Source organism: Pseudomonas sp. FP2309 (assembly GCF_030687575.1).
Taxonomy (GTDB): Bacteria; Pseudomonadota; Gammaproteobacteria; order Pseudomonadales; family Pseudomonadaceae; genus Aquipseudomonas.
The window spans coordinates 1884999-1911104 of sequence record NZ_CP117439.1; the positions used below are offsets into that span (position 1 = coordinate 1884999).

Here is a 26106-nt window from a genome sequence, read left to right on the forward strand (position 1 = left end):
TAATGCAGGCCTGCCAACCTCCATGGAAAATTTGCAAAGTGCGGTGGACACCCTCGTCCATAGCTCCAACACCCTGTTTATTCTGATCGGTGCGGTCATGGTGCTGGCCATGCATGCCGGTTTCGCGTTTCTTGAAGTCGGCACCGTGCGCCAGAAAAACCAGGTCAATGCCCTGTCCAAGATCCTCAGCGACTTCGCCATCTCCACGCTGGCTTATTTCTTTATAGGCTACTGGATCTCTTACGGCGTGAGCTTCATGCAACCGGCGGCCGTGATCAGTGCCGACCACGGTTATGGCCTGGTGAAATTCTTCTTCTTGCTGACGTTTGCCGCAGCGATCCCGGCGATTATTTCCGGGGGTATCGCCGAGCGTGCAAAGTTCGCTCCGCAGTTGTGCGCCACGGCGTTGATCGTGGCGTTTATCTACCCGTTTTTCGAAGGCATGGTGTGGAACGGCAATTTCGGCGTGCAAGCCTGGCTGCTTGCCACCTTCGGCGCCAGTTTCCATGACTTCGCCGGTTCGGTGGTGGTGCACGCCATGGGTGGCTGGCTGGCGCTGGCGGCGGTGTTGCTGCTGGGCCCGCGCAACGGGCGCTACCGCGAAGGGCGGCTGGTGGCCTTTGCGCCGTCGAGTATTCCGTTCCTGGCGCTTGGGTCGTGGATCCTCATCGTCGGCTGGTTCGGTTTTAACGTGATGAGTGCGCAGACCCTGAGTGGTGTCAGCGGCCTGGTGGCGGTCAATTCGCTGATGGCCATGGTCGGTGGCACCGTCGCCGCGCTGGTGATCGGGCGCAATGACCCCGGCTTCCTGCACAACGGCCCCCTGGCCGGGCTGGTGGCGATATGCGCCGGTTCCGATCTGATGCACCCGGTGGGCGCGCTGGTCACCGGTGTGGTCGCCGGCGGGCTGTTCGTGTGGTGTTTCATCGCGGCCCAGGATCGCTGGAAGATCGACGATGTGCTGGGGGTATGGCCACTGCATGGCCTGTGCGGCGTGTGGGGCGGGATTGCCTGCGGCATCTTTGGCCAGACGGCGCTCGGCGGCTTGGGCGGTGTGAGCCTGATCAGCCAGTTGATTGGCACCGGCCTGGGCGTGGCGGTGGCGTTTGGCGGTGGACTGCTGGTGTACGGCGTGATCAAGCGCGTGCACGGGCTACGCCTGAGCCAGGAGCAGGAGTATTACGGCGCGGATCTGTCGATCCATAAGATCGGCGCGGTCAGTCAGGATTGATCGGCGTTTCTTCATCGGGATCCGTGTGTGTGTAGAAGCCGTGCAGCAGGCGATAGCGCGAGTGCCGCACTTGATCGACCCGCGCCTGCACCTGCTGGTCCGGCATGCCCAGCAGAATCAAGGCGTGGGAGGCAAGCATCAGGCTCGACTCCAGCAACTCGGGCACCACTTCGCTGGCGCCCGCGGCTTTCAGTTCGGCCAACTGGCTGTCGTCGCGCGTGCGCACCAGGATCGGTACCTGGGCGTTGATGCGGCGCGCTTCCTTGAGCACCACCAGGGCCACATCGCTGTTGTCCACCGCAATCACCACCAGGCGCGCGCGTTCCAGGCCCACCGCGCTGAGCAGGGCGCCTCGACGACAGTCGCCGTAATGCACGCTGCTGTCCTCGGTCGCGGCCTCCTGTACACGTTCGGGGTCGTCATCCAGGGCGATGAACGCTTGCCCCTCGTGGCGCAGAAAACGCCCGATAGATTGGCCGACACGGCCGTAGCCACAGATCACCGCATGGCCGTGTAGCTGAGCGTTGAGCGCAGTGATTTGCTCCAATTGCACTTGCTGGTTGGGTTTGCGGTGCAGGCGCAGGGCGATGGCCGGCGCGGCGCGCAACAGCAGCGGGGTCAGCAACATCGAGCAGAAGGTGGCGGCCAGCAGCAAGCCATTGAACTGGTCCGGGATCAGCCGGCTTTGCTGCATCTGCGCCATCAGCGCAAAACAGAACTCACCGCCCTGGGCCAGGGCCAGGCCGCTGCGCCAGGCGGTTTCACTGTCGCTGCCGCGCAGCTTGACCAGTAGGGCGACCACGCCACCCTTGACCAGCATCAGCGTGAGGGTCAGGCCGAGAATCAACAGGCCGTGGCTGAGGAATAGCTGCAGGTCGATGAGCATACCGATGCTGACAAAAAACAGGCCCAGCAGAATGTCGCGAAAGGGTCGGATGTCCGCTTCGATCTGGTGGCGATAATGGCTTTCCCCCAGCAGCATGCCGGCCAGAAACGCGCCAAGGGCCGGCGACAGGCCGAGCAGGTGAGTCAACCAGGCGGTGAGCAATACGATCACCAGTGCCAACAGCACAAACAGCTCTGCGGAACGGGACGCGGCCACTTCCTTAAACAGACGCGGCAATAACCAGCGACTGGCCAGCAGCAGGCCAACGAACAGCACCACGGTTTTGCCCAGGGTCAGCGGCAAGGCCAGGTACCAGACCTGGTCGCTGTGGCCGGCAAACACCGGGACCAATGTCAGCAGCAACACGGCGACTACGTCCTGAAACAGCAGTACGCCAATCGCATTCTGCCCATGGCTGCTGAAAATTTCCCCGAGGCTGGTCAGCTCCTTGCTGACGATCGCCGTGGACGACAGCGCCAACCCCGCACCGAGCAGCAACGCTATGCCCGGTGCCACCCCCAGGGCCATCAACAAGCCCCCCAGCAGCGCCGCACACCCCAGCACTTGCAAACTGCCCAGGCCAAAGACCACGCGGCGCAGGGCCAGCATCTTGGTCAGGGAGAACTCCAGGCCCAGGGAGAACAGCAGGAACACCACACCCAGTTCAGCGAGGTCGGGTAACGCTTCGCTGTCATTCACCCAATCCAGCGCGGTGGGCCCCACAGCCAGGCCCACACACAGGTAGCCCAGCACGGGGGGCAGTTGCAGCCGGCGAAACAGCGCAATCACCACCAGGGATGAGGCCAGAATGATCAGCAGGTTGGCAAACACACGCATCTCCGTTGCAGGCGGCAGGCAAAAAGCCGCGAGAATCGCTGAATCAGTTATAGGCCATGCTGACCTGGATCAGGGTTTATCGGCTCGCCAGGGATAATGAGTCGGCCTAAAATGGACGCCTATTCCTGACCAGGTGTTTCGCCATGCCTCCAGAATGCCAGTTGTTCACCACCTTGGGCTGCCATCTGTGTGAGCTTGCAGAAGCTGAAATCATGCCGCTCGTCGAACACGGGTTGCTGGTGGAGTTGGTGGATATCGCAGATTCCCAAGCCTTGTTTGAAGCCTACGGCCTAAGGATTCCGGTGCTGCGCCGGGTAGACACCGGTGCCGAACTGGATTGGCCGTTCGACACGGAGCAGGTTGTCGCCTTCCTTCTCTGAGGTTTAGGCGATGGCGGGTTTCCAAATATTACGTTACTGTATGTTTGTACAGCGATTGAATAGAGGGAACGCCCGTGGTGAATGTTGAACAACTGAAAAGCAGCGTCAATCGCATGTCCGCCGACGTCGTGCGCGACGCGGTGAACGAGCTGCGCCTCGATGGTCTGGTCACGGAAGGCAAGACGCCATTTAACAAAGTGCACTTCAATACCTGCTTTGCCGAGATCGAAGCGCTGTTCCAGCGCGCCGGTTACCACAAGCAACTGGATGTGGTGGGTTACCAGGGCTTGCTCTACGCCTTGTACGATCCGGGCCGCTGGGAAGCGGTGGACGTGTTGCGCTGGCTCAAGGAATTCACCGAGGCCGCGAGTGCTTCGCCAATCCTGCGGGCGGAACTGGCCAAGGCCTGATATCCGCCCTAGGCCGAATCCCGCTTCATGCGGGATAATGCCCGCCGGTTTTTCAAGGCTTCGAGCATCGGCATGTCCACTTCCGGTTTTTCTGCGTCACAGCATCAGGCCAGCACCCTGTACCTGCCCCCCGGTCTTTGGGCGACAGTACTTGATTGCCTGTGCGAACACTTCCCGGCAATCAGTCGCGAACACTGGCTGGACCGCATCGCCCGTGGCCGGGTGCTGGATATCAACGGCCAGCCGATCCGCCAGGACCTGGCTTACAAAGAAGGCCTGTGCATCTATTACTTTCGCGAAGTGCCGAACGAAAAAGTGATCCCGGTGAAGGAGACCATCCTGTACGCCGATGACCACTTGGTGGTGGCGGATAAACCGCACTTCCTGCCCGTGACCCCGGCTGGCGAGTACGTCGAGCAAACCCTGCTGCGTCGCCTGATTCGCCGCCTGGACAACCCTTCACTGGTGCCGTTGCACCGCATCGACCGGCACACTGCCGGGCTCGTGCTGTTCTCGGCCAACCCGGCCAGCCGCGCCGCGTATCAGCAGTTGTTTCCCACACGCCGCATCGACAAATTCTACGAAGCCATCGCCCCGGCCCTGCCAGGGTTGACGTTCCCCCTGGTGCACAAAAGCCGTCTGGTGGAGGGCGAACCCTTTTTCCGCATGCGCGAAGGCGAGGGCGTGACCAACACCGAAACGGCGGTGCAGGTGCGCGAAAAAAACGGCGAGCTGTGGCGCTACGGCCTGTCCCCCGTGACCGGCAAAAAGCACCAACTGCGTGTGCACATGACCGCCCTCGGCGCGAGCATCTGCAATGACCCGTTCTACCCGGATGTGATCAAGGACGCGGTGGACGATTACGCCAACCCCCTCAAGCTGCTGGCCCAGGGCGTGCGGTTTATCGACCCGGTCACCGGGCAGCAACGCAGCTTTCGCAGCGCAATCACCCTCGATTGGTAAACCCCACAAACGACAAGGCCCGCGCGAGGCGGGCCTTGAGGGTAAACGCTAAGACTTACAGGTCTTTAACGGTGCGAACCTGATCTTTGTTGATGCGGGTGCGCTTGCCGTCAAGTTGTTCGAATTCGTAGAAACCCGAATCTTCATTGTATTTCGGGGTGTCGACAGCCTGGATTTCGCGACCGTCATTCAGGGTGATCACTGTCGGCGAGGCGCAACCGGCGAGGGTGGCGAGGCCCAGTGCAAGCATGAGAGCGGCGATGGTCCGTTGAGTCATGGGTGTTGTCTCCGAGAGAATACTTTTGAGTGCTGACCTTGAGACGTGTAAGACGTCGCCAAAGTTCCTTGTGCGAAGGTTCATTCTGACACGTCAGACTTTGGGTGCAACAGCTCAGGCGTATTAAGGTTGGCCAGGCGCGGATCATCGGCCGGGCACTCCAGGCCCATGCCGCCCAGTTGCAGGAAGATCTTGCGCGGGCTGCGTTCGCCGGCGTGCCACGCCTGTTCTACCGCGTTTCGCAGTAGGGTGGGGATGATGCAGATCAAGGGTTCCCAGAACTCACCATGGCGCACCATCACTGGCAGCCGTGGATGGCGCTGCGCGATTTCGCGCAGGTCGGCCAAGAGTTGAGCGTCGATATACGGCACATCGCACGGCAGTATCAGCAGATGGTCATGGCGCGCAGCGGCCAATCCGGCGCGGATGCCGGCAAGCGGGCCGGGGAAGTCGGGGTTGTCGTCGCCCACCAGTTGGTCGGCATAGGGCGCATACAGCGCCTGGTTGCGATTGCACGAGATGATCAGGTCGTCCGTCAGCGGTCGCACCAGCCGCTGCAGATGGGCAATCAGCGGCTGGCCGCGCCACGCGAGCAGGCCTTTGTCCTGGCCGCCCATGCGCTGGCCGCGCCCACCGGCCAAGAGCAAGATCGAGCAGGGAAAGGACGAAGAATCCAGAGACATGGCGGTTCCGCTGCGGCAGGTAAATAGGGGCCTGTGATATAACACCGGGCTGATCCTTCGACAACCGGACCGTGCCATGAAAGCCAAGGCAGATGCGCCCTTCGTACCCCTGAACATCGCTGTATTGACCGTCAGCGACACCCGCACCCTGGACACCGACACCTCGGGCCAGGTCTTCGTCGACCGCCTGATCGCCGCCGGCCACACCCTGGCCGAGCGCGTGCTGCTCAAGGACGACCTCTACAAAATCCGCGCCCAAGTGGCCCACTGGATCGCCGAAGACGTGGTGCAGGTGGTGCTGATCACCGGTGGTACCGGCTTCACCGGCCGTGACAGCACCCCTGAAGCGGTCAGTTGCCTGCTGGACAAGCAGGTCGACGGTTTTGGCGAGCTGTTCCGCCAGATCTCCGTGGCCGATATCGGCACCTCCACTGTGCAATCGCGCGCCCTGGCCGGCCTGGCCAACGGCACCCTGGTCTGCTGCCTGCCGGGCTCCACCAATGCCGTGCGCACCGGCTGGGACGGCATCCTGGCCGAGCAGTTGGACAACCGTCACCGCCCGTGCAATTTCGTACCGCACCTGAAACAGGCCGCACCGTGTGAATCCCGTGGGTAAGCCCGGCAAGACCGGCGCCCTGATGCCGGTAGAACAAGCGCTGCAGCAGCTGCTGGCGATGGCCGAAACCGCGCCGATCCAAGAGCGGCACGCCTTGCCCCTGGCCGAGTGTGACGGCCGGGTCTTGGCGCAGGACCTGGTCTCCACCCTCGACCTGCCGCCCTGGCCCAACAGTGCCATGGACGGTTACGCCCTGCGTCTGGCGGACTGGACCGGCGAGCCGCTGGTGGTGAGCCAGCGCATATTCGCCGGTAACGCCCCCCAGCCTCTGGCGGCGGGGACCTGTGCGCGTATCTTCACCGGCGCGCCGGTGCCGGAGGGCGCCGATTGCGTAGAGATGCAGGAAAACGCGGCGGTTCACGCCGATGAGCGTGTGAGCTTTACCCAGCCGTTGCACGCCCACCAGAACATCCGCCCCCAGGGCCAGGAAACCACCGTCGGTGAATGTGTGCTGTCGGCCTGCACGCGCCTGGGCCCGATCGAACTCGGCCTTGCCGCCTCCCTGGGCCGCGACAAGTTGGACGTGGTGCGCCGCGTGCGCGTGGCGGTGTTGTCCACCGGCGATGAGCTGGTTGAGCCTGGCTTGCCCCTGGGGCCGGGCCAGATCTACAACAGCAACCGCCGCCTGCTGTGCTCATGGCTCGCGCGTCTGGGATGTGAAGTGATCGATGCCGGGATTCTCCCGGACGACCTGGAGCAGACCCGCGCGCGCCTAGCGAGCCTGGGCAGCGTGGACCTGATCCTGTCCACGGGCGGTGTGTCGGTGGGCGAAGCGGATTTTCTCGGTATCGCCCTGCGCGAAGAGGGCGAACTGGCCCTGTGGAAGCTCGCCATCAAACCCGGCAAACCGCTGACCGTCGGCCATTTTCGCGGCGTGCCGGTGATCGGCCTGCCAGGCAATCCAGCCTCGACCCTGGTCACTTTTGCGCTGTTGGCGCGGCCGTACATCCTGCGCCGTCAGGGCGTGGCAGAGGTCGAGCCGCTGCGTTTCGAGGTGCCGGTGGGCTTCGACTGGCCCAAACCGGGCAACCGCCGCGAGTACTTGCGTGGGCGCATCGAGCGGGGCCAGGCGATCATCTACCGCAACCAGAGCTCTGGCGTGCTGCGCAGCGCGGCCTGGGCCGAGGGGTTGGTGGAGGTGGTGGAAGGGACCACGCTCACGGTCGGTGATCGCGTCAACTTCATTCCCCTCAGCGAAGTCTTGAACTGATGACAGACAGTCAGTAGTCGTCGCCGCGCTCGGTCACATCGCGTTCCACCGGCGCGGCATCCGGGTCATAGCCCACCGGGAACTTGCCCTTTAACGTCCAGGCAAACGCAATGATCTCGGCGATGGTGCGGTACAACTCCTCCGGGATGCTGTCCCCCAGTTCCATGCGCGCCAGCAGCTTTACCAGCTCGGCGTTTTCATAGATCGGCACTTCGTTTTCCCGTGCCAGCTTGAGGATCGCTTCGGCCAGGGCATCGTCGCCCTTGGCGGTCAGGGTCGGGGCCTGTTGTCCGTCGTATTTGAGGGCAATGGCCTGGCGTGACGATTCGGTGTTTTTCATGCGGTCTCATCCACCCAACGTTGCTCCAGTCCGGTTTTCGGCCCGCGTGGCGGGGTGCCCAGGTGGCAGTCCAGGTCGCCGACGTTGAGGCCCGATGTGACCAGGCGCTCGCGCAGGTTGCCCAGGTGGCTTTCGATCAAGCTGGCAGTGAAGGGACGCGTCGCCCACAACTGGCTGGACAGTTTGCCCTGGGTCAGTTGCGCCTGGACCTGTAATGGCCCCAGCGGCTCCATATCGAACGCGAGTTCGACGCGCCAGAGCATGTGCTTGGGGTCTTTGTTGGTTTTGCGTTCAGGCTGGTCCTTGTCCTGCGCCGGTTCTTCGCGCTGGAACTTGACCTGCAGCGGCACGATGTCCTGCAGGGTACGCAGGGGGATTTCCAATTGCCAGGTGCTTTGCAGGCGACCATCGGCGGTGGTGCCGGTCTGCTCCAGGCTCGACAGTTGGTGGCTCTGCAAGCGCGAAATCGCCCCGGCGGCCAGGCGCAGCAGGTTTTCCAGATCGCCTTCGCCTTCCAGTTTCGCCATCAGCCGCTCGGGCAGCGGGAAGCTCACCGGCGCTTGCCGTGCGCTGACCTGGCCGAGGGTATTGAGCGGGCTGCGCACGAAGTTCGGCATGACCTGGGCCAGGGTATTGGCGGCCAGGATCGCATTCAGGTTGGTGGTGGTGGGCAGGGCCGGCAGCAAATCAGCGACCAGGCGCAGCAGCGCGCCTTTCATGTCCAACGGTGGTACCTGCGGGTTTTGTCCGGCAAGTAATTTGGCTTCCAGAAACGCACCGCTGTTCTGGATCACTTGGGCCAGCACCTTGGGGTTGCTCACTTGGTCCAGGTCGGGCAGGGCGGCGAGCAAGCGATCCGCTGCGGCGCGCAGGTCGGCCGAGGTGCTGTCGCCGCGGGGCAGGTTCTGCAACGCCGTGAAGACCGCATCCAGCGAGCCTTGGCGGCTTTGCTGGGTGGCCAGTTGTTGCGTGACGGCCAATTGATCCTTAAGCCCGCTCAACGGCACAAAGCTCAGGGTTTGCGCGTTTTGCACCACAGCACTGAGCAGGCTGCCCACGCGCAACGGCTGGGGGCTTTCCACGGTCAGCGTCGCCCCCGCCTGCGCATTGTTGAGCACGGTCACCAGCGAGCGGTAGATCGCCGGTTGCGTGGTGCCCTGGGGCAGCATCTGGGTGGTCAGCACCTTGGCCTGCAACAACGTGCCCACCGGCATCCGTTCTGTGTCGATACGGGTCAGGGCCGCCACATTGGCACTCAGGGCCTGCTGCAAGCTGAGGGTCAGGTTACCCGCCGGGGTCTGGCTCACCGCCACATTGCTCCCCAGCGGCAATGGCTGGGCACTGCTGGCCTGCACCAGGGTCTGGCGGCCGCCGTCGAGGGTCAACTTGAGCAGTAACTGAAAAGCTTCACCGCCTTGTTTGAGGGCGATGACTTCGGCGTTCGCGGTTTTCCCCGGCTCGATCAGCCCGATCTGCGGCTCCAGCAGTTTCAGCAAGGCTCCCGTGGCAGGCGCAGGGCTTTGCCCGGCCGTCGGTGTGGGAGCAAGTGTGGGAAGGTTGATCTCGCCGGTCATCGTGCGCATCGTCTCTGGGAAATTGCCCTCTTTAGCGTAGGGCATCGCATGTATAATGCCGCCCGTCTGCAAAGAGAGCGGTAAAAACCTCACAACTATTTGATCCAGCTCTCTAAAATCGGTCGCCAAAGCCGTTATTGTGCATCTTTCTTTAACGGCCGCTGCACCGCCGACTTGAACCGTAAAGGCCCGCGATCTCTTGACCAGCCCTCTTCTTGAAGCCGTAGCGCTTTCCTGTGAACGCGACCTGCGCCTGCTGTTCGAACACCTCGAACTGCGGCTGGCGGGCGGCGACATGGTGCAGGTCAGCGGGCCCAATGGCAGCGGCAAGACCAGTCTGCTGCGCTTGCTGGCCGGGTTGATGCAACCCACGGCCGGCGTGGTGCGCCTCAACGGCAAACCGCTCACCGAACAACGCACTGAGCTTGCGCGCAACCTGATCTGGATCGGCCACGCCGCTGGCATCAAAGACGTGCTCACCGCCGAAGAAAACCTCAGCTGGCTCAGCGCCCTGCATCACCCCGCCCCGCGCGACGCCATCTGGCAGGCGCTGGCCGCCGTGGGCCTCAAGGGGTTTGAAGACGTCCCCTGTCACACCCTGTCCGCCGGCCAACAGCGCCGCGTGGCCCTGGCGCGCCTGTACTTGCCGGGGCCGTCGCTGTGGATCCTCGACGAACCGTTCACCGCCCTGGACAAACAGGGCGTTGCGCAGTTGGAAGAGCACCTGGCACGGCACTGCGAGCAGGGCGGCACGGTCCTGCTCACCACCCACCACACCCTGGTTCGCCTGCCTGCCGGTTACCGTGAGCTGGACCTGGGGCGGTGGGCGGCATGAGTGTGTTCGCCCTGTTGCTCGCCCGCGAAGCGCGGCTGTTGTGCCGTCGCCCGGCTGAACTGGCCAACCCGCTGGTGTTCTTCGCTATCGTGATTGCGCTGTTCCCGCTGGCGGTCGGCCCCGAGACTAAACTGTTGCAAACCTTGTCCCCGGGACTGGTGTGGGTGGCGGCGCTTTTAGCGGTTCTGCTCTCGCTGGACGGGCTGTTTCGCAGTGATTTCGAAGACGGCTCCCTGGAACAGTGGGTCCTTTCGTCGCACCCCCTGCCACTTCTGGTGCTGGCCAAGGTGCTGGCACACTGGGCGTTTTCCGGCCTGGCGCTGGTGTTGCTCTCGCCACTGTTGGCGATGATGCTGGGCCTGCCCGTTGAATGCCTGCCGATCCTGCTGCTGAGTCTGTTACTCGGCACGCCAGTGCTCAGCCTGTTGGGGGCGGTGGGCGCAGCGTTGACCGTGGGGTTGAAGCGCGGGGGCCTGTTGCTGGCCCTGCTGATTCTGCCGTTGTACATCCCGGTATTGATCCTGGGCAGCGGCGCCTTGCAGGCCGCGCTCATGGGTATGCCGGCGACCGGTTACCTCCTGTGGCTTGGCAGCCTGACCGCCCTGGCGGTAACCCTGACACCCTTTGCTATAGCGGCCGGCCTGAAGATCAGCGTCGGCGAATAATGAGGTCTGACCGAGCGTTATACGTTTTGTCAGTAAAGACCCTACGCTTCTCGCAATGACGAGAAGCAACCGTGAGAAACAGCAATGAACTGGACCTGGTTTCACAAGCTCGGCTCACCCAAATGGTTTTACGGCATCAGTGGCAGACTGCTGCCGTGGCTGAGCCTCTTCGCCGTGCTGCTGATCGGCATCGGCGTGGTCTGGGGCCTGGCCTTCGCGCCGCCGGATTATCAACAAGGCAACAGCTTTCGCATCATCTATATCCACGTGCCTGCCGCGATGCTGGCCCAGTCCTGCTACGTGATGCTGGCGGTGTGCGGCATCGTCGGCCTGGTGTGGAAGATGAAACTGGCCGACGTGGCCCTGCAATGCGCGGCGCCCATCGGCGCTTGGATGACCGCCGTGGCGCTGGTCACCGGTGCGATCTGGGGCAAACCCACCTGGGGGTCGTGGTGGGTGTGGGATGCACGACTAACGTCCATGTTGATTCTGCTGTTTCTGTACTTCGGTCTGATTGCCCTGGGCAACGCGATCAGCAATCGTGACAGCGCCGCCAAGGCCTGCGCGGTGCTGGCGATTGTCGGCGTGATCAACATCCCGATCATCAAATACTCGGTGGAGTGGTGGAACACCCTGCACCAGGGCGCCACCTTCACCCTCACCGAAAAACCGGCGATGCCCGTGGAAATGTGGGCGCCGCTGCTGTTGATGGTGCTGGGGTTCTACTGCTTCTTCGGGGCGGTATTGCTGATGCGCATGCGCCTTGAAGTGCTCAAGCGTGAAGCGCGCGCCAGTTGGGTCAAGGCCGAAGTGCAAACCTGCCTGGGAGCGCGTGGATGAGCTTCTCTTCTTTCAGCGATTTTCTCGCCATGGGCCACCATGGTCTGTATGTCTGGACGGCCTATGGCATCTGCCTGGCGGTGCTGGCCCTCAACGTCGCCGCGCCGATCCTGGCCCGCAAGCGTTACCTGCAACAAGAGGCGCGTCGTCTGCGCCGGGAGACCGAAAAGTGAATCCGCTGCGTAGAAAGCGTCTGTTGATCATCCTCGCCATCATGGCCGGCGTCGGCATTGCCATGGCCCTGGCCTTGAGCGCCTTGCAGCAGAACATCAACCTGTTCTACACCCCGACCCAGATCGCCAACGGCGAAGCCCCGCTGGACACGCGCATCCGCGCCGGCGGCATGGTGGAGAAGGGCTCGCTCAAGCGCTCCGGCGACTCCCTGGACGTGACCTTCGTAGTCACCGACTTCAACAAGGCGGTGACCATTACGTACCGCGGCATCCTGCCGGACCTGTTCCGCGAAGGCCAGGGCATCGTCGCCCTGGGCAAGCTCAACGCCGACGGCGTGGTGGTGGCCGATGAAGTACTGGCCAAGCACGATGAGAAATACATGCCGCCGGAAGTCACCAAGGCCCTCAAAGACAGCGGTCAATCCGCGCCAACCCCCGCGAAGGAGGGCTAAGTGATGATGTCCGCATTGTTCATTCCCGAACTGGGCCAGTTGGCGATGATCCTCGCCCTGTGCTTTGCCATTGTGCAGGCCGTGGTGCCGCTGCTCGGCGCCTGGCGCGGTGACCGCCTGTGGATGAGCCTGGCGCAGCCGGCCGCCTGGGGCCAGTTCGCGTTCCTGCTGTTCGCGTTTGGCTGCCTGACCTACGCCTTTATGACCGACGACTTTTCTGTCGCCTACGTCGCCAATAACTCCAACAGCGCGCTGCCGTGGTACTACAAGTTCAGCGCCGTGTGGGGCGCCCACGAAGGCTCGTTGCTGCTCTGGGCGCTGATTCTCGGCGGCTGGACCTTTGCCGTGTCGGTGTTCTCGCGTCAGCTGCCGCAAGTGATGCTGGCGCGGGTGCTGGCGGTGATGGGCATGATCAGCATCGGCTTCCTGCTGTTCCTGATCATGACCTCCAACCCGTTCACCCGCATCCTGCCGCAGATCCCGGCAAACGGGCATGACCTCAACCCCTTGCTGCAAGACATCGGCCTGATCGTGCACCCGCCGATGCTGTACATGGGCTATGTCGGTTTCTCCGTGGCGTTCGCTTTCGCCATCGCCGCCTTGCTGGGCGGGCGTCTTGACGCAGCATGGGCGCGCTGGTCGCGGCCGTGGACCATCGTGGCGTGGGCCTTCCTCGGCATCGGCATCACACTCGGCTCGTGGTGGGCCTACTACGAACTCGGCTGGGGGGGCTGGTGGTTCTGGGACCCGGTGGAAAACGCCTCGTTCATGCCGTGGCTGGTGGGCACGGCGCTGATTCACTCGCTGGCCGTCACCGAAAAACGCGGCGTGTTCAAAAGCTGGACCGTGTTGCTCGCCATCGCGGCGTTTTCCCTCAGCCTGCTCGGCACCTTCCTCGTGCGTTCGGGCGTGCTGACCTCGGTTCACGCGTTTGCCTCCGACCCTGAGCGCGGCGTGTTCATCCTGATCTTCCTGCTGTTTGTGGTGGGCGGTTCGCTGACCCTGTTCGCCCTGCGCGCGCCGGTGGTCAAGAGTCAGGTGGGCTTCAACCTGTGGTCGCGGGAAACCCTGTTGCTGGGCAATAACCTGGTGCTGGTGGTGGCGGCTTCGATGATCCTGCTCGGCACGCTGTACCCGCTGGTGCTGGATGCCTTGAGCGGCGCCAAACTGTCCGTCGGCCCGCCGTACTTCAACGCGTTGTTTATCCCGTTGATGGGCCTGTTGATGGGGGTGATGGCGGTCGGCGTGCTGGTGCGCTGGAAAGACACCCCGGTGAAATGGCTGGCCGGCATGTTGATGCCGGTGCTGCTGGGCAGCGTGGCCCTGGCGGTGATCGCCGGCGTGGCCTATGGCGATTTCAACTGGGCGGTGCTCGCCACCTTCCTGCTCGCCGCCTGGGTGCTGCTGGCCGGTGTGCGCGATATCGCTGACAAAACCCGCCACAAAGGCCTGATCAAAGGCCTGCCGACCCTGACCCGCAGCTACTGGGGCATGCAGATCGCCCACATCGGCATCGCCGTGTGCGCCCTGGGCGTGGTGCTGTCGAGCCAGAACAGCGCCGAGCGCGACCTGCGCCTGGCACCGGGCGAGTCCATGGACCTGGCCGGTTACCAGTTCATCTTCGAAGGCGCCAAGCACTATGAAGGGCCGAACTTCACCTCAGACAAAGGCACCGTGCGCGTAGTGCGCAACGGTCAGGAAATCGCCGTGCTGCACCCGGAAAAACGCCTGTACACCGTGCAGAGCTCAATGATGACCGAAGCCGGCATCGACGCCGGCTTCACCCGCGACCTCTACGTGGCCTTGGGTGAACCGTTGGGCGAGGGCGCCTGGGCGGTGCGCGTGCATGTCAAACCGTTTGTGCGCTGGATCTGGTTCGGCGGCTTGCTCACCGGCTTCGGCGGGCTGCTGGCCGCGTTGGATCGGCGTTATCGGGTCAAGGTCAAGAGCCGGGTGCGTGAAGCCCTCGGTTTGCAAGGAGCATCGGTATGAAACGTTGGTTGATGGTCTTGCCGCTGGCCCTGTTCCTGGTGGTCGCGGTGTTTCTGTATCGCGGCCTGTACCTGGACCCGGCCGAGCTGCCCTCGGCCATGATCGGCAAGCCATTCCCCGAGTTTGCGTTGCCCAACGTGCAGGGCGACAAGCGCCTGACCCGCGCCGACCTGCTGGGTAAACCGGCACTGGTCAACGTGTGGGGCACCTGGTGCATCTCCTGCCGTGTCGAGCACCCGGTGCTGAACAAGCTGGCCGAAAAAGGCGTGGTGATCTACGGCATCAACTACAAGGACGACAACGCCGCGGCCTTGAAGTGGCTGGCGGAGTTTCACAACCCGTACCAGTTGGACATCCGCGACGAAGACGGCAACCTGGGCTTGAACCTGGGCGTGTATGGCGCCCCGGAAACCTTCTTTATCGATGCCAAGGGCGTGATCCGCGACAAGTACGTCGGCGTGATCGACGAGGTGGTCTGGCGTGAACAACTGGCGGCCAAGTACCAGGCGCTGGTCGATGAGGCCAAGCCATGAAGCGTTTGTTAGTGGCTGCCGTGCTGGCAGTGGGGTTGGCCGGCGTCGCCCAGGCGGCCATCGACACCTACGAGTTTGCCAATGACGCCGAGCGCGAGCGCTTTCGCGAGTTGACCAAGGAGCTGCGCTGCCCCAAGTGCCAGAACCAGGACATTGCCGACTCCAACGCACCCATCGCCGCCGACCTGCGCAAAGAGATCTTTCGCATGCTGGGGGAGGGCAAGGACAACCAGCAGATCATCGACTTCATGGTCGATCGCTACGGTGATTTCGTGCGCTACAAACCGGCGCTCACCGGCAAGACCGCGCTGCTCTGGTTCGGCCCCGCCGGACTGCTGCTGGCCGGTGTGGGGGTGATGGCGGTGATCGTGCGCCGCCGTCGCGCCGCGCCGGCCGACGGCAGCGACGCGCTGTCCCCTGAAGAGCGTAAACGCCTCGACCATTTGCTGGACACCAAGACTGATGATTGATTTCTGGCTCGCAGCCGGCTTGCTGCTTCTGATTGCCCTGAGTTTCCTGTTGATCCCTGTGTTGCGCGGCCGTCGTGCCCAGCGTGAAGAGGATCGCACCGCGCTGAACGTGGCGCTGTATCAAGAACGTGTCGCCGAACTGCAAGTGCAGCAGGACGAAGGCGTCCTGAATGCCGCGCAACTGGACACCGGTCGCGCCGAAGCCGCCCGCGAATTGCTCGCCGATACCGAAGGGCTGGAAAAACCCCGCGAATCACGCCTGGGCAAGCCGCTGCCATTGCTCGCCGCCGTGTTGGTGCCGGTGCTCGGCCTCGGTATGTACCTGCACTTCGGCGCCAGCGACAAGGTCGAACTGACCCGCGAATTCTCCCAGCCACCGGTGTCCCTGCAAGACATGACCCAGCGTCTGGAGCGCGCCGCTGCGGCCCAGCCGGACTCGGCCGAAGGCCTGTACTTCCTCGGCCGCGCCTACATGGCCCAGGACCGCTCGGCTGATGCGGCCAAGGTTTTCGAACGCGCCGTCGCCCTGGCGGGTCGCCAGCCGGAACTGCTCGGCCAATGGGCCCAGGCGCAGTACTTTGCCGACAACAAACAGTGGTCGCCAAAAGTCCAGGCGCTGACCGATGAAGCCTTGAAGCTCGACCCGAACGAAGTCACCAGCTTGGGGTTGCTGGGGATTGCCGCGTTTGAAGGCCAGCGCTATCAGGACGCGATTGATTACTGGGGCCGTCTGCTGGCGCAGTTGCCGCCGCAAGACAACTCCCGCGCCGCCCTGCAGGGCGGCATCGACCGCGCGACGCAAAAGCTCAAAGAGAGCGGTGGCACTGTCGCACCCAAAGCGGTGATGAAGGTTCGCGTGGACCTGGCCGCCGACGTGAAGGCCAAAGCCCTGCCGAGCGACAGCGTGTTCATCTTCGCCCGCGCCGTCAGCGGCCCGCCGGCTCCGTTGGCGGTCAAACGTGTCACCGTTGCCGAGCTGCCGATCACCGTCGAATTGGGCGATGCCGACGCAATGATGCCGCAGTTGAAACTGTCCAACTTCCCCGAAGTCCAACTCGTTGCGCGCATCTCCCGGGCCGGTCAGCCGACCAAGGGCGAATGGATCGGCCGCAGCCAACCCCTGGCCAGCAGCACCACCGCGCAGCAGCAACTGACCATCGACAGTCCGGACCCGTAATTCGAGGAAACGCCCATGACCGCATTCGCACGTATCACCCTGCTCAGCCTCGTATTAGGCCTGAGTGCCTGTGCGGTCCATCGGCCACCGCCTGGCCCTACCGGTCCGACCATCCCGCCGTCGGGCCCGTCGACCCAGCCGAGCAAACAACCTTCCGGCCCGGTCACGCCGCCGCCTAAACCGCTACCGACCAAATCGCCGACCTTCGCCCCACCGCCCGGCGCCGCCAGCCATTGGGATGGCAAGATGCAGGTCTACGTGCTCGACGACCAGCCGGACACCTTCTACCGCCAGCGCACCTATTACCGCTGGAGCAACGGCTGGAGCCGCTCCATCAGCCCGAATGGCCCATGGGAAGACACCGACGTGCAGGGCGTACCGCCGGGGTTGAGCAAGCAGTACGCGCAATGACAAAAGGCGACCTGAGGGTCGCCTTTTTAATGTTTATATTTCTAACCGGGGGCATGGTTTTCAGGGCTGCTTCGCAGCCCAGCGCGGGGCAAGCCCGCTCACCACAACAGGTCGGTTGCCCATGGGGTTTTCGTTCACCGGGAATTGTGCAGAGACCGACGGTCTTTGCCAGCAAGCCGGCTTCCCACCGGGTTCACCAGGGTATCAGGCTACCGGACACGCTCGCTCCAGCGCCTCATCCACCAACAACTGTGCAATTTCCACCATCTGCACCACCGCCAGCACCCGTTTGCGGCTTACGCCTTCCAAGTGCTCGGCACAGTCGTACGCACAGGCAGTGGCCGATTCCAGCATTTCGCTGGCATTGCTCAGGGCAGATTCGGTGCTGAGACCGGGGCGGAGGGTAAAGATAACGTCGGGTGGGGTTAGTGGGGTGTCATCCGAGGCGGATGGTGGGGGGTTTGGAGTAACTTTTTTCATGGCGAAGCTCCTATGAATGAGCACCTCCATCTCGCTACCACACGATATAAGGAGGCGACTGCACACGGGGTGGTAGACCGGTCATAGAAACCCGGCAGGCCGAAGCCTCCCATGCACAGCCGCCACAAAGCAGCCCGCACAAAAAAACGCCCTCGAGCGTTTTGGGGATCTATGAAGGAACCGGGCTACCACACCCGTTCGCTGATTTTGCAGCGACCCGCGAAGGTTAGCGGTGAGCTTGATCGGACGCAAGCCGAAAGCTGTGTAGGGCAGGTCCTAACAGCCCACAGCTGTCATGGCTCACGCGTTCCCGGTAAGGTGGCCACCGCCAGTCTGGCTGCAGAGGGGTTGCCGGATATACTCAGCGGTGTCGAGCAAACCGGCATAGTGGGCGAAAACGTGTGCAAACAAGCAAAGAGAGTGTGTTGATGTCAGGCAGGTTGATCTATCTCATCGGGCCCTCGGGTTCGGGCAAGGACTGCCTGTTGGACGCCGCGCGCCCGCGTTTGGCCGAGCGCGGCTGTCGCATTGTGCGCCGGGTGATTACCCGTTCGGCCGAGGCGGTAGGTGAAGCCGCCCAGGGCGTGAGCCCGGCGCAGTTTGCCGTGATGGAGGCCGAGGGTGCATTTGCCCTGAGCTGGCAGGCCAACGGACTGTGCTACGGCATTCCCAAGGCGGTTGACGACTGGCTCGCCGCCGGGGAAGACGTGCTGGTCAACGGTTCCCGTGGGCACCTGGCGCAAACCCGCGAGCGTTACCCAACGTGTCTGGTGCTGTTGCTGACGGTGGATCAAGTCGTGTTACGCCAGCGCCTGATCGCACGCGGGCGTGAGTCGCTGGCAGATATCGAGGAACGCCTGGCGCGCAATGCGCGGTTCACCGAGCAACTGATCGCGGCCAATGGCGGCGGGTTGTTCGTGCTGGATAACTCCGGGCCGCTGCAACACACGGTCGAGCGTTTGCTGTGCTGTCTGGACCAGGGGCACTCGGCCTGCGCGTGAACAGACGATGGATGATCGTCACACCGACAACCCACCACCGGCACCGCGTGCAGCCTCATCGGCCTCGTTGGCTTGATCGATGGCGCCCCTGGCTTTGTCGAAAAATGCCAGGCCCGCTTCGGTCGGGGTCAGGCCCCGCGTGGAACGCATGACTAACCGTACCGCCAGGCGCGTCTCCAAGTGCGCGATGCTCTTGGACACGGCGGGTTGACCCATCCCCGGGCGCAGCCACGGCCGGGGACAGTTTTGAAGAGGCGTACAACGCCGCCGTGGAAATTGCGCACATCCTGCTGCAAGAGATCGCCGCAGAGGGCGGGTTGATTCCGATGCCAACCTCGGTCGCCAGGCATCATGCGCACGAAGACTACGCCGGGATGGGCTGGGGCATGCTGGAGTTGGACATTTCGCCCTATCTGGGCAGGACCGAGAAGGTCAACGTGACCTTGCCCGGTTATGTCATTCAGCGCATCGACCGATACGTGCGGGAGCACAAGGTCAAAAGCCGCTCGTCATTTCTGGCGGACGCGGCTTTGGAGAAGTTGGTTCGTTCGTGAGGAGCGCTCTGGGGCGGTGAGTCAGGCCACTGCCGCCGCGGTGCGCCGCGACACACTGAGGAACCGCAGCAATGCCACCAGCGGCAACGCACTGCCCACTACCATCACCCCCAGCCAGCCGCCGTGTTCATACACACTGCTGGCAATCGCCGAGCCGAAGGCGCCACCGATGAAAATGCTGGTCATGTACAGCGCGTTGAGGCGGCTGCGGCTGTTGGCGTCGAGGGCGTAGATGGCGCGTTGGCCAAGCACCATGTTCATCTGCACGCAGAAGTCCAGGACCACGCCGGTCACCGCCAGGCCGATCACGCTGTACAGCGGGTGTATGAAGGCCGGCAGGAAGCTCAGCGCCGCGAACAGCATCGCCAAAAGCGAGGCGCGATGGGTATGGCCCGCGTCGGCCAGGCGCCCGGCGATGGGCGCGGCGATGGCGCCAATGGCACCCACCAGGGCGAAGAGGGCGATCTGGGTCTGGCTCAGGCCGTGGTTGCGCACCAACTCCAGCGGGGCGGCGGTCCAGAACAGGCTGAAGGTGGCGAACAGGCAGCCCTGGTAAAACGCGCGTTGGCGCAGCAGTGGTTGTTCACGCAGCAGGGTGCCCAGGGAGCGCAGCAATTGGCCATAGCTGGCGCTGTGATCCGGTTGGCGCTTGGGTATGGTGAGCATCAGCACCACGCTGATAAACGCCATCAATGCAGCGGCGGCCATGAACATTGCACGCCAGCCGAAGTGATCCGCCACCACGCTGGACACCGGCCGTGCCAGCAAAATACCGAGCAGCAGCCCACCCATGATGCTGCCCACCACCCGGCCGCGCGTTTCGGCGGGCGCCAGGTGCGCGGCCAGCGGGATCAGGATCTGTACCGACACCGAGCTGAAGCCGATCAGCAGCGACACCAGCAAAAACAGGTTCGGCTGCGCGGTAAATGCCGCGCCCAACAGGCTTGCAATCGCCACGACGGTGGTGAGGATCATCAGCTTGCGGTTTTCCAGCAGGTCACCCAGTGGCACCAGGAAGAACAGGCCCAAGGCATAGCCGATCTGCGTCAACGACACGATCAGGCTGGCCATCGCCGGTGTGAGGCCGATGTCCGGGGCGATCAGCTCGATGATCGGCTGGGCGTAGTAGATATTGGCGACGATCGCGCCGCAGCAAAACGCAAACAGCATCACCATGCCTCGAGTCATGGTGGTTGTGGCGTGGGAAGTGGCGTTCATGGTGTTCTCATAAAGCGAAGGAAGATGCGGCGAGAGTAAAGACAAGGCCCGGCGGCGAGTAGGCCGTTTGTGGTGATATCACTTATGCCGGGTGATGATACATTCAGATACAACTACTGAGACAGCAAACCCGCGGATTATGGCTCGGGCTGTTTTTCTGCCGGGAAAGGGGGAGGGGCGCCACCGGAGTAACAGGTGGGAGGGAAAGCCTGGGGCAAATGGGCCCGCTCACGCCAGTGAGCGGGCTGGTTCGGTTATTGGCCGGAGTAGATCTGGTCGAACACGCCGCCGTCATTGAAGTGGGTCTTCTGCACGGTGCGCCAGTCACCAAAGGTTTTCTCCACCGACAGGAAGTCGACTTTCGGGAAGCGGTCGGTGTACTTGGCCAGCACGTTCGGGTCACGTGGGCGCAGATAGTTGCTGGCGGCGATTTCCTGGCCCTCTGGCGACCACAGGTACTTCAGGTAGTCTTCAGCAGCTACGCGGGTGCCTTTTTTGTCGACCACTTTGTCGACCACCGCCACGGGCGGCTCGGCTTCGGCGGAGACGCTTGGGTAGATCACTTCGAATTGGTCACGGCCGAATTCACGGGCGATCATTTCGGCCTCGTTCTCGAAGGTCACCAGCACGTCGCCGATCTGGTTGGTCATGAACGTGGTGGTGGCCGCACGACCGCCCGTGTCGAGCACCGGTGCCTGTTTGAACAGTTTGCCGACAAAGGTCTTGGCCTTCTCTTCGTCACCACCGTTCTTGAGCACATAGCCCCAGGCCGACAGGTAGGTGTAGCGGCCGTTACCCGAGGTTTTCGGGTTGGGCACGATCACCTGCACGCCATCCTTGAGCAGGTCGGGCCAGTCTTTCAGTGCCTTTGGGTTGCCTTTGCGCACGATAAACACGGTGGCGGAGGTAAACGGTGCACTGTTGTTCGGCAGGCGGGTGACCCAGTCGTCCGGAACCAGTTTGCCGTTGTCGGCCAGGGCATTGATGTCGGTGGCCATGTTCATGGTGATCACGTCGGCCGGCAGGCCGTCGATCACCGAACGCGCTTGTTTGCTGGAACCGCCGAACGACATCTGCAAGGTCAGCTTGTCGTTCGGGTGCTCGGCTTGCCAGTGCTTCTGGAAGGCGGCGTTGTAGTCTTTGTAGAAATCGCGCATCACGTCGTAGGAGACATTGAGCAGGGTGACCGGTGCGGCGTGCGCGGCGCCCGCCAGGGCAAGGCCGGCGGCCAGGAGAGTGGCGCTAACGAGTTTTTTCACTGCTCATTCCTTGTTGTTTCAGAGAAGGGTAAGGCCTTTTGCCAGCGACTATAGCCGGGGTGCCATAGTCGCTTAAAGATTAAAAAGAACTTTGCTTATTCCACTTTCTTAAAAAGGTTGCTGCCACAGCGCGAACAGAATGCCGCGCTGGGTTCATGGCTGTTTTTCTTGCACACCGGGCAGTCGACTTGCAGCTGCTCACCGCGCATGGCGCTGGCCAGTTCGGCGGTGAAAATTCCGGTGGGCACGGCGATGATCGAGTAACCGGTGATCATCACCAGTGACGAAATAACCTGGCCCAGCGGCGTCTTCGGCACGATATCGCCAAAGCCCACGGTAGTGAGCGTCACGATCGCCCAGTAGATGCCCTTGGGAATGCTGGTAAACCCGTGCTGCGGGCCTTCGATCACGTACATCAAGGTGCCGAACACGGTTACCAGGGTGCATACGCTCACCAGGAACACCACGATCTTCTGCTTGCTGCCGCGCAGCGCCGCCATCAGGTAGTTGGCTTGCTTGAGGTACGGGCTGAGTTTGAGCACGCGAAAGATGCGCAGCATGCGGATGATCCGGATGATCAACAGGTACTGCGCGTCGCTGTAATACAGGGCAAGGATACCGGGCACGATGGCCAGTAAATCCACCAGCCCGTAGAAACTGAAGGCGTAGCGCAGCGGCTTGGGCGAGCAATACAGGCGCAGCCCGTACTCGATCAGGAAGATCAGCGTAAAGCCCCATTCAATGTAGGCCAGCACATCGGCGTAGTTCTGGTGGATCTGGTCGATGCTGTCGAGCATCACGATCACCAGGCTGGCGAGGATGATCAACAGCAGGATGCCGTCAAAGCGTCGCCCGGCGACGGTGTCGCTCTGAAAAACCATGACGTAGAGTCGCTGACGCCAGTCGTTGTTGCTGTCCATAAAGCCCGCTCGAATCGAAGATCGAGCAAGCCTAGGGGGATTCGAAGGGGCTGTCCATGCGCGGTTTCTGAAGCACTCGGCGGCCGGCGCGCACCAGCCAGCAGGCGAGGACAAACGGCGCGGTCAGCGCCGGCAGGTGCAGGGCGGCAAAACCTGGTGTAAGCCCGATGGCCAGCAGAATGCCCAGCAGCGGCAGCCAGGGTTGGCGACGCGTCTGGCTCAGGGCCACGGCCGCAAGGGCCGGGTTGTAGCTGTGCAGGCCAAGCAGCGCGCCGTTGCTGTCATCCAGCCACAGGCCGGGCAGCACGCCGCAGGCGGCGCCGATCAGGGCCCACACGGCGGCGCGACGGTTGGCCAGCCACAGGCCCAGGGCGATCAGCGCGCCCGCCAGGGGCTGGTCCAGCAGGATGATTTGCGCCAGGCCAGCAAAGGGCACGCCGAACCACGCCAGGGTGTCGGGCGCGCTGGGCGCCAAGGTCTGGGGCGCGGCATTGCTCAGCAGCAACCAGCCCAGGCCGACAAATGGCGCGGTGTAGGCGGGCAGGTCATCGGGCTGTGCCGCGTGTTTGAGCCAGTGCCGCGTCAGGATCGCACTCAAGCCGCCGCACGCCAGGATCAGCGGCGGTAACAAGGCCGACCAAGCAAAGTGCTGGCCAATCAATAAACCCAGCAACACACCGTTGTAGCTATATAAACCGGCCTGGCGCTCGCCTTTGGGGTAGCCCCGACGTTGGGCCGTGAGCAAGCCCGCCATACCGCCCAGCAGCGCCCCGCCAAGCAAGGCCGGGGCGCTGATCAGAATGGCCAGCAGGCACAGCAGGCCGCACAGCGGGTGGCGCTGGAGGAAAATCTGGCTGAAGCCGTTGAGCAGCGCTTCGGCCCAGTCGGGGCAGGTCGGGTTGTGCATGGTGGCTATTCAGTGAGGCCGAGTTGGCCCCCGTGGGGGCTCTACAGGCGCTAAATCAACGTCTCGATACGCAGCGAATTGGTCGACCCCGGCTGCCCGAACGGCACTCCGGCGGTAATCACCAACGTATCCCCGCGCTGTGCCATGCCCTGGGCCTGGGCGATTTCCAGTGCGGTGGAACACACCTCGTCCACCTGGCGCAGCCGATCATTGACCACCGAATGCACGCCCCACGCCACGCTTAAGCGCCGTGCCGTGGACAGGTTCGGCGTGAGGTTGAGGATCGGCGCCACCGGCCGTTCCCGCGCGGCACGCAGGCTGGAGCTGCCGGATTCGCTGTAATTCACCAGCACCGCCACCGGTAGGATGCTGCTGATGCGGCGGATCGCACAGCTGATGGCGTCCGACACGGTGGCGTCCGCTTTGGGCCGACTGACATCCAACTGCGCCTGGTAATCCGGCCCACGCTCCACCTGGCGGATGATCTTGCTCATCATCTGCACGGCTTCCAGCGGGTACTCGCCCGAGGCGGTTTCGGCCGAGAGCATCACAGCATCCGCACCTTCGGCCACCGCGTTGGCCACATCAGTCACCTCGGCACGGGTCGGCGCGGGCGAGAAGCGCATGGATTCGAGCATCTGCGTGGCTACCACCACCGGCTTACCCAATTGGCGGCAGGTGCGGATGATGTCTTTCTGGATCTGCGGCACGCTCTCGGCCGGTACTTCCACGCCCAGGTCGCCTCTGGCCACCATGATCGCGTCGCTCAATTCGGCGATTTCCCGCAGGTGCTGCACGGCCGAAGGTTTTTCGATCTTGGCCATCAGAAACGCTTTGTCGCCGATCAACTCGCGGGCTTCGCGGATATCCTCGGGGCGTTGCACGAACGACAGCGCCACCCAATCCACACCCAAGTCCAGGCCGAAGCTCAGGTCTCGTCGGTCCTTGGCAGTCAGTGGGCTCATTTTCAACAACGCTTGTGGGACGTTCACGCCTTTGCGATCAGACAATTCGCCGCCGTTGAGCACCGTGGTGTCGATGGCATCGGCGTGCTTGGTGACCACCCGTAGGCGCAATTTGCCATCGTCAAGCAGCAGGTCCATGCCCGGCTCCAGGGCGGCGATGATCTCCGGGTGGGGCAGGTTGACCCGGCGCGGGTCGCCGGGGGTGTCGTCCAGGTCCAGGCGCAACGCCTGACCGCGTACCAGTTGCACCTTGCCCCCGGCGAAACGCCCGACTCGCAGTTTCGGCCCTTGCAGGTCCATCAGAATGCCCAGCGGGTAATTGAGCTGGCGCTCCACCTGACGGATCCAGTGATAACGCTGGGCGTGATCGGCGTGCTCGCCGTGGCTGAAGTTGAGGCGGAAGATATTCACCCCGGCTTGCACCAGATCGAGAATGTCATCGATACCGTCGGTGGCCGGGCCCAGGGTGGCGAGGATTTTGACCTTCTTGTCAGGCGTCATGGTTGGCAGTCTCAAGGATCAGGATGGCGCGGAAATCGTTGACGTTGGTGCGCGTCGGTTCGGTGACGATCAAACCGTCGAGCGCGGCGAAATAGCCGTAGCCGTTGTTGTTGTCCAGCTCATCGCTGGCGTTCAGGCCCAGGGCTTCGGCACGCGTGTAGCTGCACGGGGTCATGATCGCGCCGGCGTTGTCTTCCGAGCCGTCGATGCCATCGGTGTCAGCGGCCAGGGCATAGACGCCGGGCAGGCCCTTGAGGCTGTCGGTGAGGCTCAGCAGGAACTCGGCGTTGCGCCCGCCACGCCCATTGCCGCGCACGGTGACGGTGGTTTCACCGCCGGAGAGGATCACGCACGGCGCCGCCAACGGCTGGCCGTGCTGCACGATTTGTCGGGCGATCCCGGCGTGCACTTTGGCCACGTCCCGCGCTTCGCCTTCCAGGTCGCCGAGGATCAGCGGGCTGAACCCGGCCTGGCGCACTTTGACGGCCACTGCCTCCAGGGATTGCTGGGGGCGGGCGATCAACTGGAAGTGGCTGCGCGCGAGCACCGGGTCGCCCGGTTTGACCGTTTCCGAGGCAGGGTTTTGCAGCCAGCTGCGCACGGATGCGGGGGCGTCGATGCCGTAGCGCTTGAGGATCGCCAGCGCCTGTTGTGAGGTGCTCGGGTCGCCAACGGTCGGACCGGAGGCGATCACCGAGGCCTGGTCGCCTGGAACATCGGAGATCGCATAGGTGTATACCGTCGCCGGCCAGGCCGCTTTGGCCAGCCGGCCGCCTTTGATTGCCGAGAGGTGCTTGCGCACGCAGTTCATCTCGCCGATGGTTGCACCGGATTTGAGCAGGGCTTTGTTGACGGTCTGTTTGTCGGCCAGGGTGATGCCTTCGGCCGGCAGGGCCAGTAAGGCCGAACCGCCGCCGGAAAGCAGGAAAATCACGCGGTCGTTTTCGCTGAGGTTACTGATCAACGCCAATACGCGGGTGGCCACGGCCAGGCCGGCGGCATCGGGCACCGGGTGCGCGGCTTCGACCACTTCAATTTTTTTGCACGGCGCGCCGTGGCCGTAGCGGGTGACCACCAGCCCCGAAACCTCGCCCTGCCAGGCGTTTTCGACCACGAGCGCCATGGCTGCTGCAGCTTTGCCGGCACCGATCACGATGACGCGGCCGCTGCGGTCGGCGGGCAGAAAAGGTTCAAGGACTTGCCGGGGGTGGGCGGCATCGATGGCGGTGGCAAACAGCTCGCGAAGCAGGTGCTGCGGATCGACCGACATAAGCGGGCTCCCGTGAATTTTTGTTATTAGAGGTGCATCACGTTTGGCAGTGAAAGGCGACCAGCCTGTGGCAGGG

29 protein-coding genes and 2 pseudogenes are annotated in these 26106 nt (G+C 63.2%); 18 read left to right on the forward strand and 13 right to left on the reverse strand.

What is annotated here, in order from left to right; all coding sequences use genetic code 11:
- The first annotated feature begins 22 nt into the window (after window positions 1-22).
- Entirely contained in the window at window positions 23-1231 is a 1209-nt protein-coding gene (locus PSH59_RS08685; protein WP_248076303.1) for an ammonium transporter, read from the forward strand.
- On the opposite strand, the gene PSH59_RS08690 is transcribed toward PSH59_RS08685, so the two are convergent.
- Window positions 1218-2954: a monovalent cation:proton antiporter-2 (CPA2) family protein gene (locus PSH59_RS08690; RefSeq protein ID WP_305394815.1), complete on the reverse strand. Its 1737-nt coding sequence runs from the start codon at window positions 2952-2954 to the stop codon at window positions 1218-1220. The two genes, PSH59_RS08685 and PSH59_RS08690, sit on opposite strands and share 14 nt — an antisense overlap.
- Before the next feature lie 143 nt (window positions 2955-3097).
- Between PSH59_RS08690 and PSH59_RS08695 the strand changes: the two genes are divergently transcribed.
- From PSH59_RS08695 to PSH59_RS08705, 3 genes are all read left to right on the forward strand, one after another.
- Window positions 3098-3334 carry a glutaredoxin family protein gene (locus PSH59_RS08695; RefSeq protein ID WP_248076299.1) on the forward strand — a complete coding sequence of 79 codons (237 nt, stop codon included), beginning with the start codon at window positions 3098-3100 and terminating at the stop codon, window positions 3332-3334.
- 74 nt (window positions 3335-3408) lie between these two features.
- Window positions 3409-3744 (forward strand): hypothetical protein, encoded by a 336-nt coding sequence (locus tag PSH59_RS08700; protein ID WP_010565034.1) that lies wholly within the window; start codon window positions 3409-3411, stop codon window positions 3742-3744.
- 72 nt (window positions 3745-3816) lie between these two features.
- Entirely contained in the window at window positions 3817-4707 is an 891-nt protein-coding gene (locus PSH59_RS08705; protein ID WP_305395281.1) for a pseudouridine synthase, read from the forward strand.
- 55 nt (window positions 4708-4762) lie between these two features.
- On the opposite strand, the gene PSH59_RS08710 is transcribed toward PSH59_RS08705, so the two are convergent.
- Both PSH59_RS08710 and mobA read right to left on the reverse strand, forming a co-directional pair.
- Window positions 4763-4984, reverse strand: coding sequence for a YgdI/YgdR family lipoprotein (locus PSH59_RS08710; protein ID WP_010211805.1), 222 nt, complete (start codon window positions 4982-4984; stop codon window positions 4763-4765).
- Window positions 4985-5064: 80 nt separating this feature from the next.
- Window positions 5065-5667, reverse strand: a complete 603-nt coding sequence (gene mobA / locus PSH59_RS08715; RefSeq protein ID WP_305394816.1) for a molybdenum cofactor guanylyltransferase MobA — start codon at window positions 5665-5667, stop codon at window positions 5065-5067.
- Window positions 5668-5743: 76 nt separating this feature from the next.
- Between mobA and moaB the strand changes: the two genes are divergently transcribed.
- Together moaB and glp are read left to right on the forward strand one after the other, a co-directional pair.
- Window positions 5744-6283 (forward strand): molybdenum cofactor biosynthesis protein B, encoded by a 540-nt coding sequence (gene moaB, locus PSH59_RS08720; RefSeq protein ID WP_305394817.1) that lies wholly within the window; start codon window positions 5744-5746, stop codon window positions 6281-6283.
- The gene (glp, locus tag PSH59_RS08725; RefSeq protein WP_305394818.1) at window positions 6267-7493 is read left to right on the forward strand and encodes a gephyrin-like molybdotransferase Glp; all 1227 of its coding nucleotides are present in this window, start codon (window positions 6267-6269) and stop codon (window positions 7491-7493) included. The genes moaB and glp overlap by 17 nt, the downstream gene beginning before the upstream one ends.
- A 10-nt stretch (window positions 7494-7503) precedes the next feature.
- Here glp and PSH59_RS08730 read toward each other — a convergent pair whose 3' ends face one another.
- Together PSH59_RS08730 and PSH59_RS08735 are read right to left on the reverse strand one after the other, a co-directional pair.
- The gene (locus PSH59_RS08730; protein ID WP_248076289.1) at window positions 7504-7833 is read right to left on the reverse strand and encodes an EscU/YscU/HrcU family type III secretion system export apparatus switch protein; all 330 of its coding nucleotides are present in this window, start codon (window positions 7831-7833) and stop codon (window positions 7504-7506) included.
- Window positions 7830-9407 carry a flagellar hook-length control protein FliK gene (locus tag PSH59_RS08735; protein ID WP_248076287.1) on the reverse strand — a complete coding sequence of 526 codons (1578 nt, stop codon included), beginning with the start codon at window positions 9405-9407 and terminating at the stop codon, window positions 7830-7832. Before PSH59_RS08735 ends, PSH59_RS08730 begins: the two co-directional genes overlap by 4 nt.
- Before the next feature lie 199 nt (window positions 9408-9606).
- Between PSH59_RS08735 and ccmA the strand changes: the two genes are divergently transcribed.
- The 10 genes from ccmA to PSH59_RS08785 all read left to right on the forward strand — a co-directional run bounded on the left by ccmA (window position 9607) and on the right by PSH59_RS08785 (window position 16955).
- On the forward strand, window positions 9607-10242 hold the full coding sequence (gene ccmA / locus PSH59_RS08740; RefSeq protein WP_305394819.1) for a cytochrome c biogenesis heme-transporting ATPase CcmA: 636 nt from the start codon (window positions 9607-9609) through the stop codon (window positions 10240-10242).
- Window positions 10239-10907, forward strand: a complete 669-nt coding sequence (gene ccmB / locus PSH59_RS08745) for a heme exporter protein CcmB (protein WP_305394820.1) — start codon at window positions 10239-10241, stop codon at window positions 10905-10907. The genes ccmA and ccmB overlap by 4 nt, the downstream gene beginning before the upstream one ends.
- Before the next feature lie 84 nt (window positions 10908-10991).
- Window positions 10992-11747 (forward strand): heme ABC transporter permease, encoded by a 756-nt coding sequence (locus PSH59_RS08750; RefSeq protein WP_305394821.1) that lies wholly within the window; start codon window positions 10992-10994, stop codon window positions 11745-11747.
- Window positions 11744-11920, forward strand: coding sequence for a heme exporter protein CcmD (gene ccmD, locus PSH59_RS08755; RefSeq protein WP_248076275.1), 177 nt, complete (start codon window positions 11744-11746; stop codon window positions 11918-11920). The genes PSH59_RS08750 and ccmD overlap by 4 nt, the downstream gene beginning before the upstream one ends.
- Window positions 11917-12372, forward strand: coding sequence for a cytochrome c maturation protein CcmE (gene ccmE, locus PSH59_RS08760; RefSeq protein WP_305394822.1), 456 nt, complete (start codon window positions 11917-11919; stop codon window positions 12370-12372). The genes ccmD and ccmE overlap by 4 nt, the downstream gene beginning before the upstream one ends.
- A 3-nt stretch (window positions 12373-12375) precedes the next feature.
- A complete protein-coding gene (locus tag PSH59_RS08765) occupies window positions 12376-14364 on the forward strand; it encodes a heme lyase CcmF/NrfE family subunit (protein WP_305394823.1) in 1989 nt (662 codons plus the stop codon).
- Window positions 14361-14897: a DsbE family thiol:disulfide interchange protein gene (locus PSH59_RS08770; protein WP_248076269.1), complete on the forward strand. Its 537-nt coding sequence runs from the start codon at window positions 14361-14363 to the stop codon at window positions 14895-14897. Before PSH59_RS08765 ends, PSH59_RS08770 begins: the two co-directional genes overlap by 4 nt.
- Window positions 14894-15367, forward strand: coding sequence for a cytochrome c-type biogenesis protein (locus PSH59_RS08775; protein WP_248076268.1), 474 nt, complete (start codon window positions 14894-14896; stop codon window positions 15365-15367). The genes PSH59_RS08770 and PSH59_RS08775 overlap by 4 nt, the downstream gene beginning before the upstream one ends.
- Window positions 15360-16544, forward strand: a complete 1185-nt coding sequence (gene ccmI / locus PSH59_RS08780; protein WP_248076267.1) for a c-type cytochrome biogenesis protein CcmI — start codon at window positions 15360-15362, stop codon at window positions 16542-16544. Before PSH59_RS08775 ends, ccmI begins: the two co-directional genes overlap by 8 nt.
- A gap of 15 nt (window positions 16545-16559) precedes the next feature.
- On the forward strand, window positions 16560-16955 hold the full coding sequence (locus PSH59_RS08785) for a hypothetical protein (RefSeq protein ID WP_305394824.1): 396 nt from the start codon (window positions 16560-16562) through the stop codon (window positions 16953-16955).
- Window positions 16956-17159: 204 nt separating this feature from the next.
- On the opposite strand, the gene PSH59_RS08790 is transcribed toward PSH59_RS08785, so the two are convergent.
- Window positions 17160-17435 carry a DUF6124 family protein gene (locus tag PSH59_RS08790; RefSeq protein WP_305394825.1) on the reverse strand — a complete coding sequence of 92 codons (276 nt, stop codon included), beginning with the start codon at window positions 17433-17435 and terminating at the stop codon, window positions 17160-17162.
- 428 nt (window positions 17436-17863) lie between these two features.
- Here PSH59_RS08790 and phnN point away from each other — a divergent pair, with 428 nt between their 5' ends.
- Window positions 17864-18436, forward strand: a complete 573-nt coding sequence (gene phnN, locus PSH59_RS08795; RefSeq protein WP_305394826.1) for a phosphonate metabolism protein/1,5-bisphosphokinase (PRPP-forming) PhnN — start codon at window positions 17864-17866, stop codon at window positions 18434-18436.
- 24 nt (window positions 18437-18460) lie between these two features.
- Here phnN and PSH59_RS08800 read toward each other — a convergent pair.
- A pseudogene (locus PSH59_RS08800) lies at window positions 18461-18661 on the reverse strand (LysR family transcriptional regulator); the annotation flags it as partial.
- On the opposite strand from PSH59_RS08800, the pseudogene PSH59_RS08805 reads away from it, so the two are divergent.
- A pseudogene (locus tag PSH59_RS08805) lies at window positions 18655-18990 on the forward strand (type II toxin-antitoxin system HicB family antitoxin); the annotation flags it as partial. The pseudogenes PSH59_RS08800 and PSH59_RS08805 sit on opposite strands and share 7 nt — an antisense overlap.
- 21 nt (window positions 18991-19011) lie before the next feature.
- On the opposite strand, the gene PSH59_RS08810 reads toward PSH59_RS08805, so the two are convergent.
- The 6 genes from PSH59_RS08810 to PSH59_RS08835 form a co-directional block, all read right to left on the reverse strand.
- Window positions 19012-20208 carry an MFS transporter gene (locus PSH59_RS08810; RefSeq protein ID WP_305394827.1) on the reverse strand — a complete coding sequence of 399 codons (1197 nt, stop codon included), beginning with the start codon at window positions 20206-20208 and terminating at the stop codon, window positions 19012-19014.
- 254 nt (window positions 20209-20462) lie between these two features.
- Complete coding sequence (locus PSH59_RS08815; RefSeq protein ID WP_248076262.1) at window positions 20463-21467, reverse strand: sulfate ABC transporter substrate-binding protein; 1005 nt, start codon at window positions 21465-21467, stop codon at window positions 20463-20465.
- Between the two features lie 95 nt (window positions 21468-21562).
- On the reverse strand, window positions 21563-22387 hold the full coding sequence (locus PSH59_RS08820) for an ion transporter (protein WP_248076260.1): 825 nt from the start codon (window positions 22385-22387) through the stop codon (window positions 21563-21565).
- Window positions 22388-22418: 31 nt separating this feature from the next.
- Complete coding sequence (locus PSH59_RS08825) at window positions 22419-23294, reverse strand: urea transporter (protein ID WP_305394828.1); 876 nt, start codon at window positions 23292-23294, stop codon at window positions 22419-22421.
- 50 nt (window positions 23295-23344) lie between these two features.
- Entirely contained in the window at window positions 23345-24760 is a 1416-nt protein-coding gene (gene pyk / locus PSH59_RS08830) for a pyruvate kinase (protein ID WP_248076256.1), read from the reverse strand.
- The gene (locus PSH59_RS08835; RefSeq protein ID WP_305394829.1) at window positions 24750-26030 is read right to left on the reverse strand and encodes a glycerate kinase; all 1281 of its coding nucleotides are present in this window, start codon (window positions 26028-26030) and stop codon (window positions 24750-24752) included. The genes pyk and PSH59_RS08835 overlap by 11 nt, the downstream gene beginning before the upstream one ends.
- Window positions 26031-26106: the final 76 nt, after the last annotated feature.

Coding starts and splice junctions, on each gene's coding strand:
- PSH59_RS08685 (WP_248076303.1), top strand. CDS start 23: ATGGAAAATTTGCAAAGTGCGGTGGACACCCTCGTCCATAGCTCCAAC.
- PSH59_RS08690 (WP_305394815.1), bottom strand. CDS start 2,954: ATGCGTGTGTTTGCCAACCTGCTGATCATTCTGGCCTCATCCCTGGTG.
- PSH59_RS08695 (WP_248076299.1), top strand. CDS start 3,098: ATGCCTCCAGAATGCCAGTTGTTCACCACCTTGGGCTGCCATCTGTGT.
- PSH59_RS08705 (WP_305395281.1), top strand. CDS start 3,817: ATGTCCACTTCCGGTTTTTCTGCGTCACAGCATCAGGCCAGCACCCTG.
- PSH59_RS08710 (WP_010211805.1), bottom strand. CDS start 4,984: ATGACTCAACGGACCATCGCCGCTCTCATGCTTGCACTGGGCCTCGCC.
- mobA (WP_305394816.1), bottom strand. CDS start 5,667: ATGTCTCTGGATTCTTCGTCCTTTCCCTGCTCGATCTTGCTCTTGGCC.
- moaB (WP_305394817.1), top strand. CDS start 5,744: ATGAAAGCCAAGGCAGATGCGCCCTTCGTACCCCTGAACATCGCTGTA.
- PSH59_RS08730 (WP_248076289.1), bottom strand. CDS start 7,833: ATGAAAAACACCGAATCGTCACGCCAGGCCATTGCCCTCAAATACGAC.
- PSH59_RS08735 (WP_248076287.1), bottom strand. CDS start 9,407: ATGACCGGCGAGATCAACCTTCCCACACTTGCTCCCACACCGACGGCC.
- ccmB (WP_305394820.1), top strand. CDS start 10,239: ATGAGTGTGTTCGCCCTGTTGCTCGCCCGCGAAGCGCGGCTGTTGTGC.
- PSH59_RS08750 (WP_305394821.1), top strand. CDS start 10,992: ATGAACTGGACCTGGTTTCACAAGCTCGGCTCACCCAAATGGTTTTAC.
- ccmD (WP_248076275.1), top strand. CDS start 11,744: ATGAGCTTCTCTTCTTTCAGCGATTTTCTCGCCATGGGCCACCATGGT.
- PSH59_RS08765 (WP_305394823.1), top strand. CDS start 12,376: ATGATGTCCGCATTGTTCATTCCCGAACTGGGCCAGTTGGCGATGATC.
- PSH59_RS08770 (WP_248076269.1), top strand. CDS start 14,361: ATGAAACGTTGGTTGATGGTCTTGCCGCTGGCCCTGTTCCTGGTGGTC.
- PSH59_RS08775 (WP_248076268.1), top strand. CDS start 14,894: ATGAAGCGTTTGTTAGTGGCTGCCGTGCTGGCAGTGGGGTTGGCCGGC.
- ccmI (WP_248076267.1), top strand. CDS start 15,360: ATGATTGATTTCTGGCTCGCAGCCGGCTTGCTGCTTCTGATTGCCCTG.
- PSH59_RS08785 (WP_305394824.1), top strand. CDS start 16,560: ATGACCGCATTCGCACGTATCACCCTGCTCAGCCTCGTATTAGGCCTG.
- PSH59_RS08790 (WP_305394825.1), bottom strand. CDS start 17,435: ATGAAAAAAGTTACTCCAAACCCCCCACCATCCGCCTCGGATGACACC.
- phnN (WP_305394826.1), top strand. CDS start 17,864: ATGTCAGGCAGGTTGATCTATCTCATCGGGCCCTCGGGTTCGGGCAAG.
- PSH59_RS08810 (WP_305394827.1), bottom strand. CDS start 20,208: ATGAACGCCACTTCCCACGCCACAACCACCATGACTCGAGGCATGGTG.
- PSH59_RS08820 (WP_248076260.1), bottom strand. CDS start 22,387: ATGGACAGCAACAACGACTGGCGTCAGCGACTCTACGTCATGGTTTTT.
- PSH59_RS08825 (WP_305394828.1), bottom strand. CDS start 23,294: ATGCACAACCCGACCTGCCCCGACTGGGCCGAAGCGCTGCTCAACGGC.
- pyk (WP_248076256.1), bottom strand. CDS start 24,760: ATGACGCCTGACAAGAAGGTCAAAATCCTCGCCACCCTGGGCCCGGCC.
- PSH59_RS08835 (WP_305394829.1), bottom strand. CDS start 26,030: ATGTCGGTCGATCCGCAGCACCTGCTTCGCGAGCTGTTTGCCACCGCC.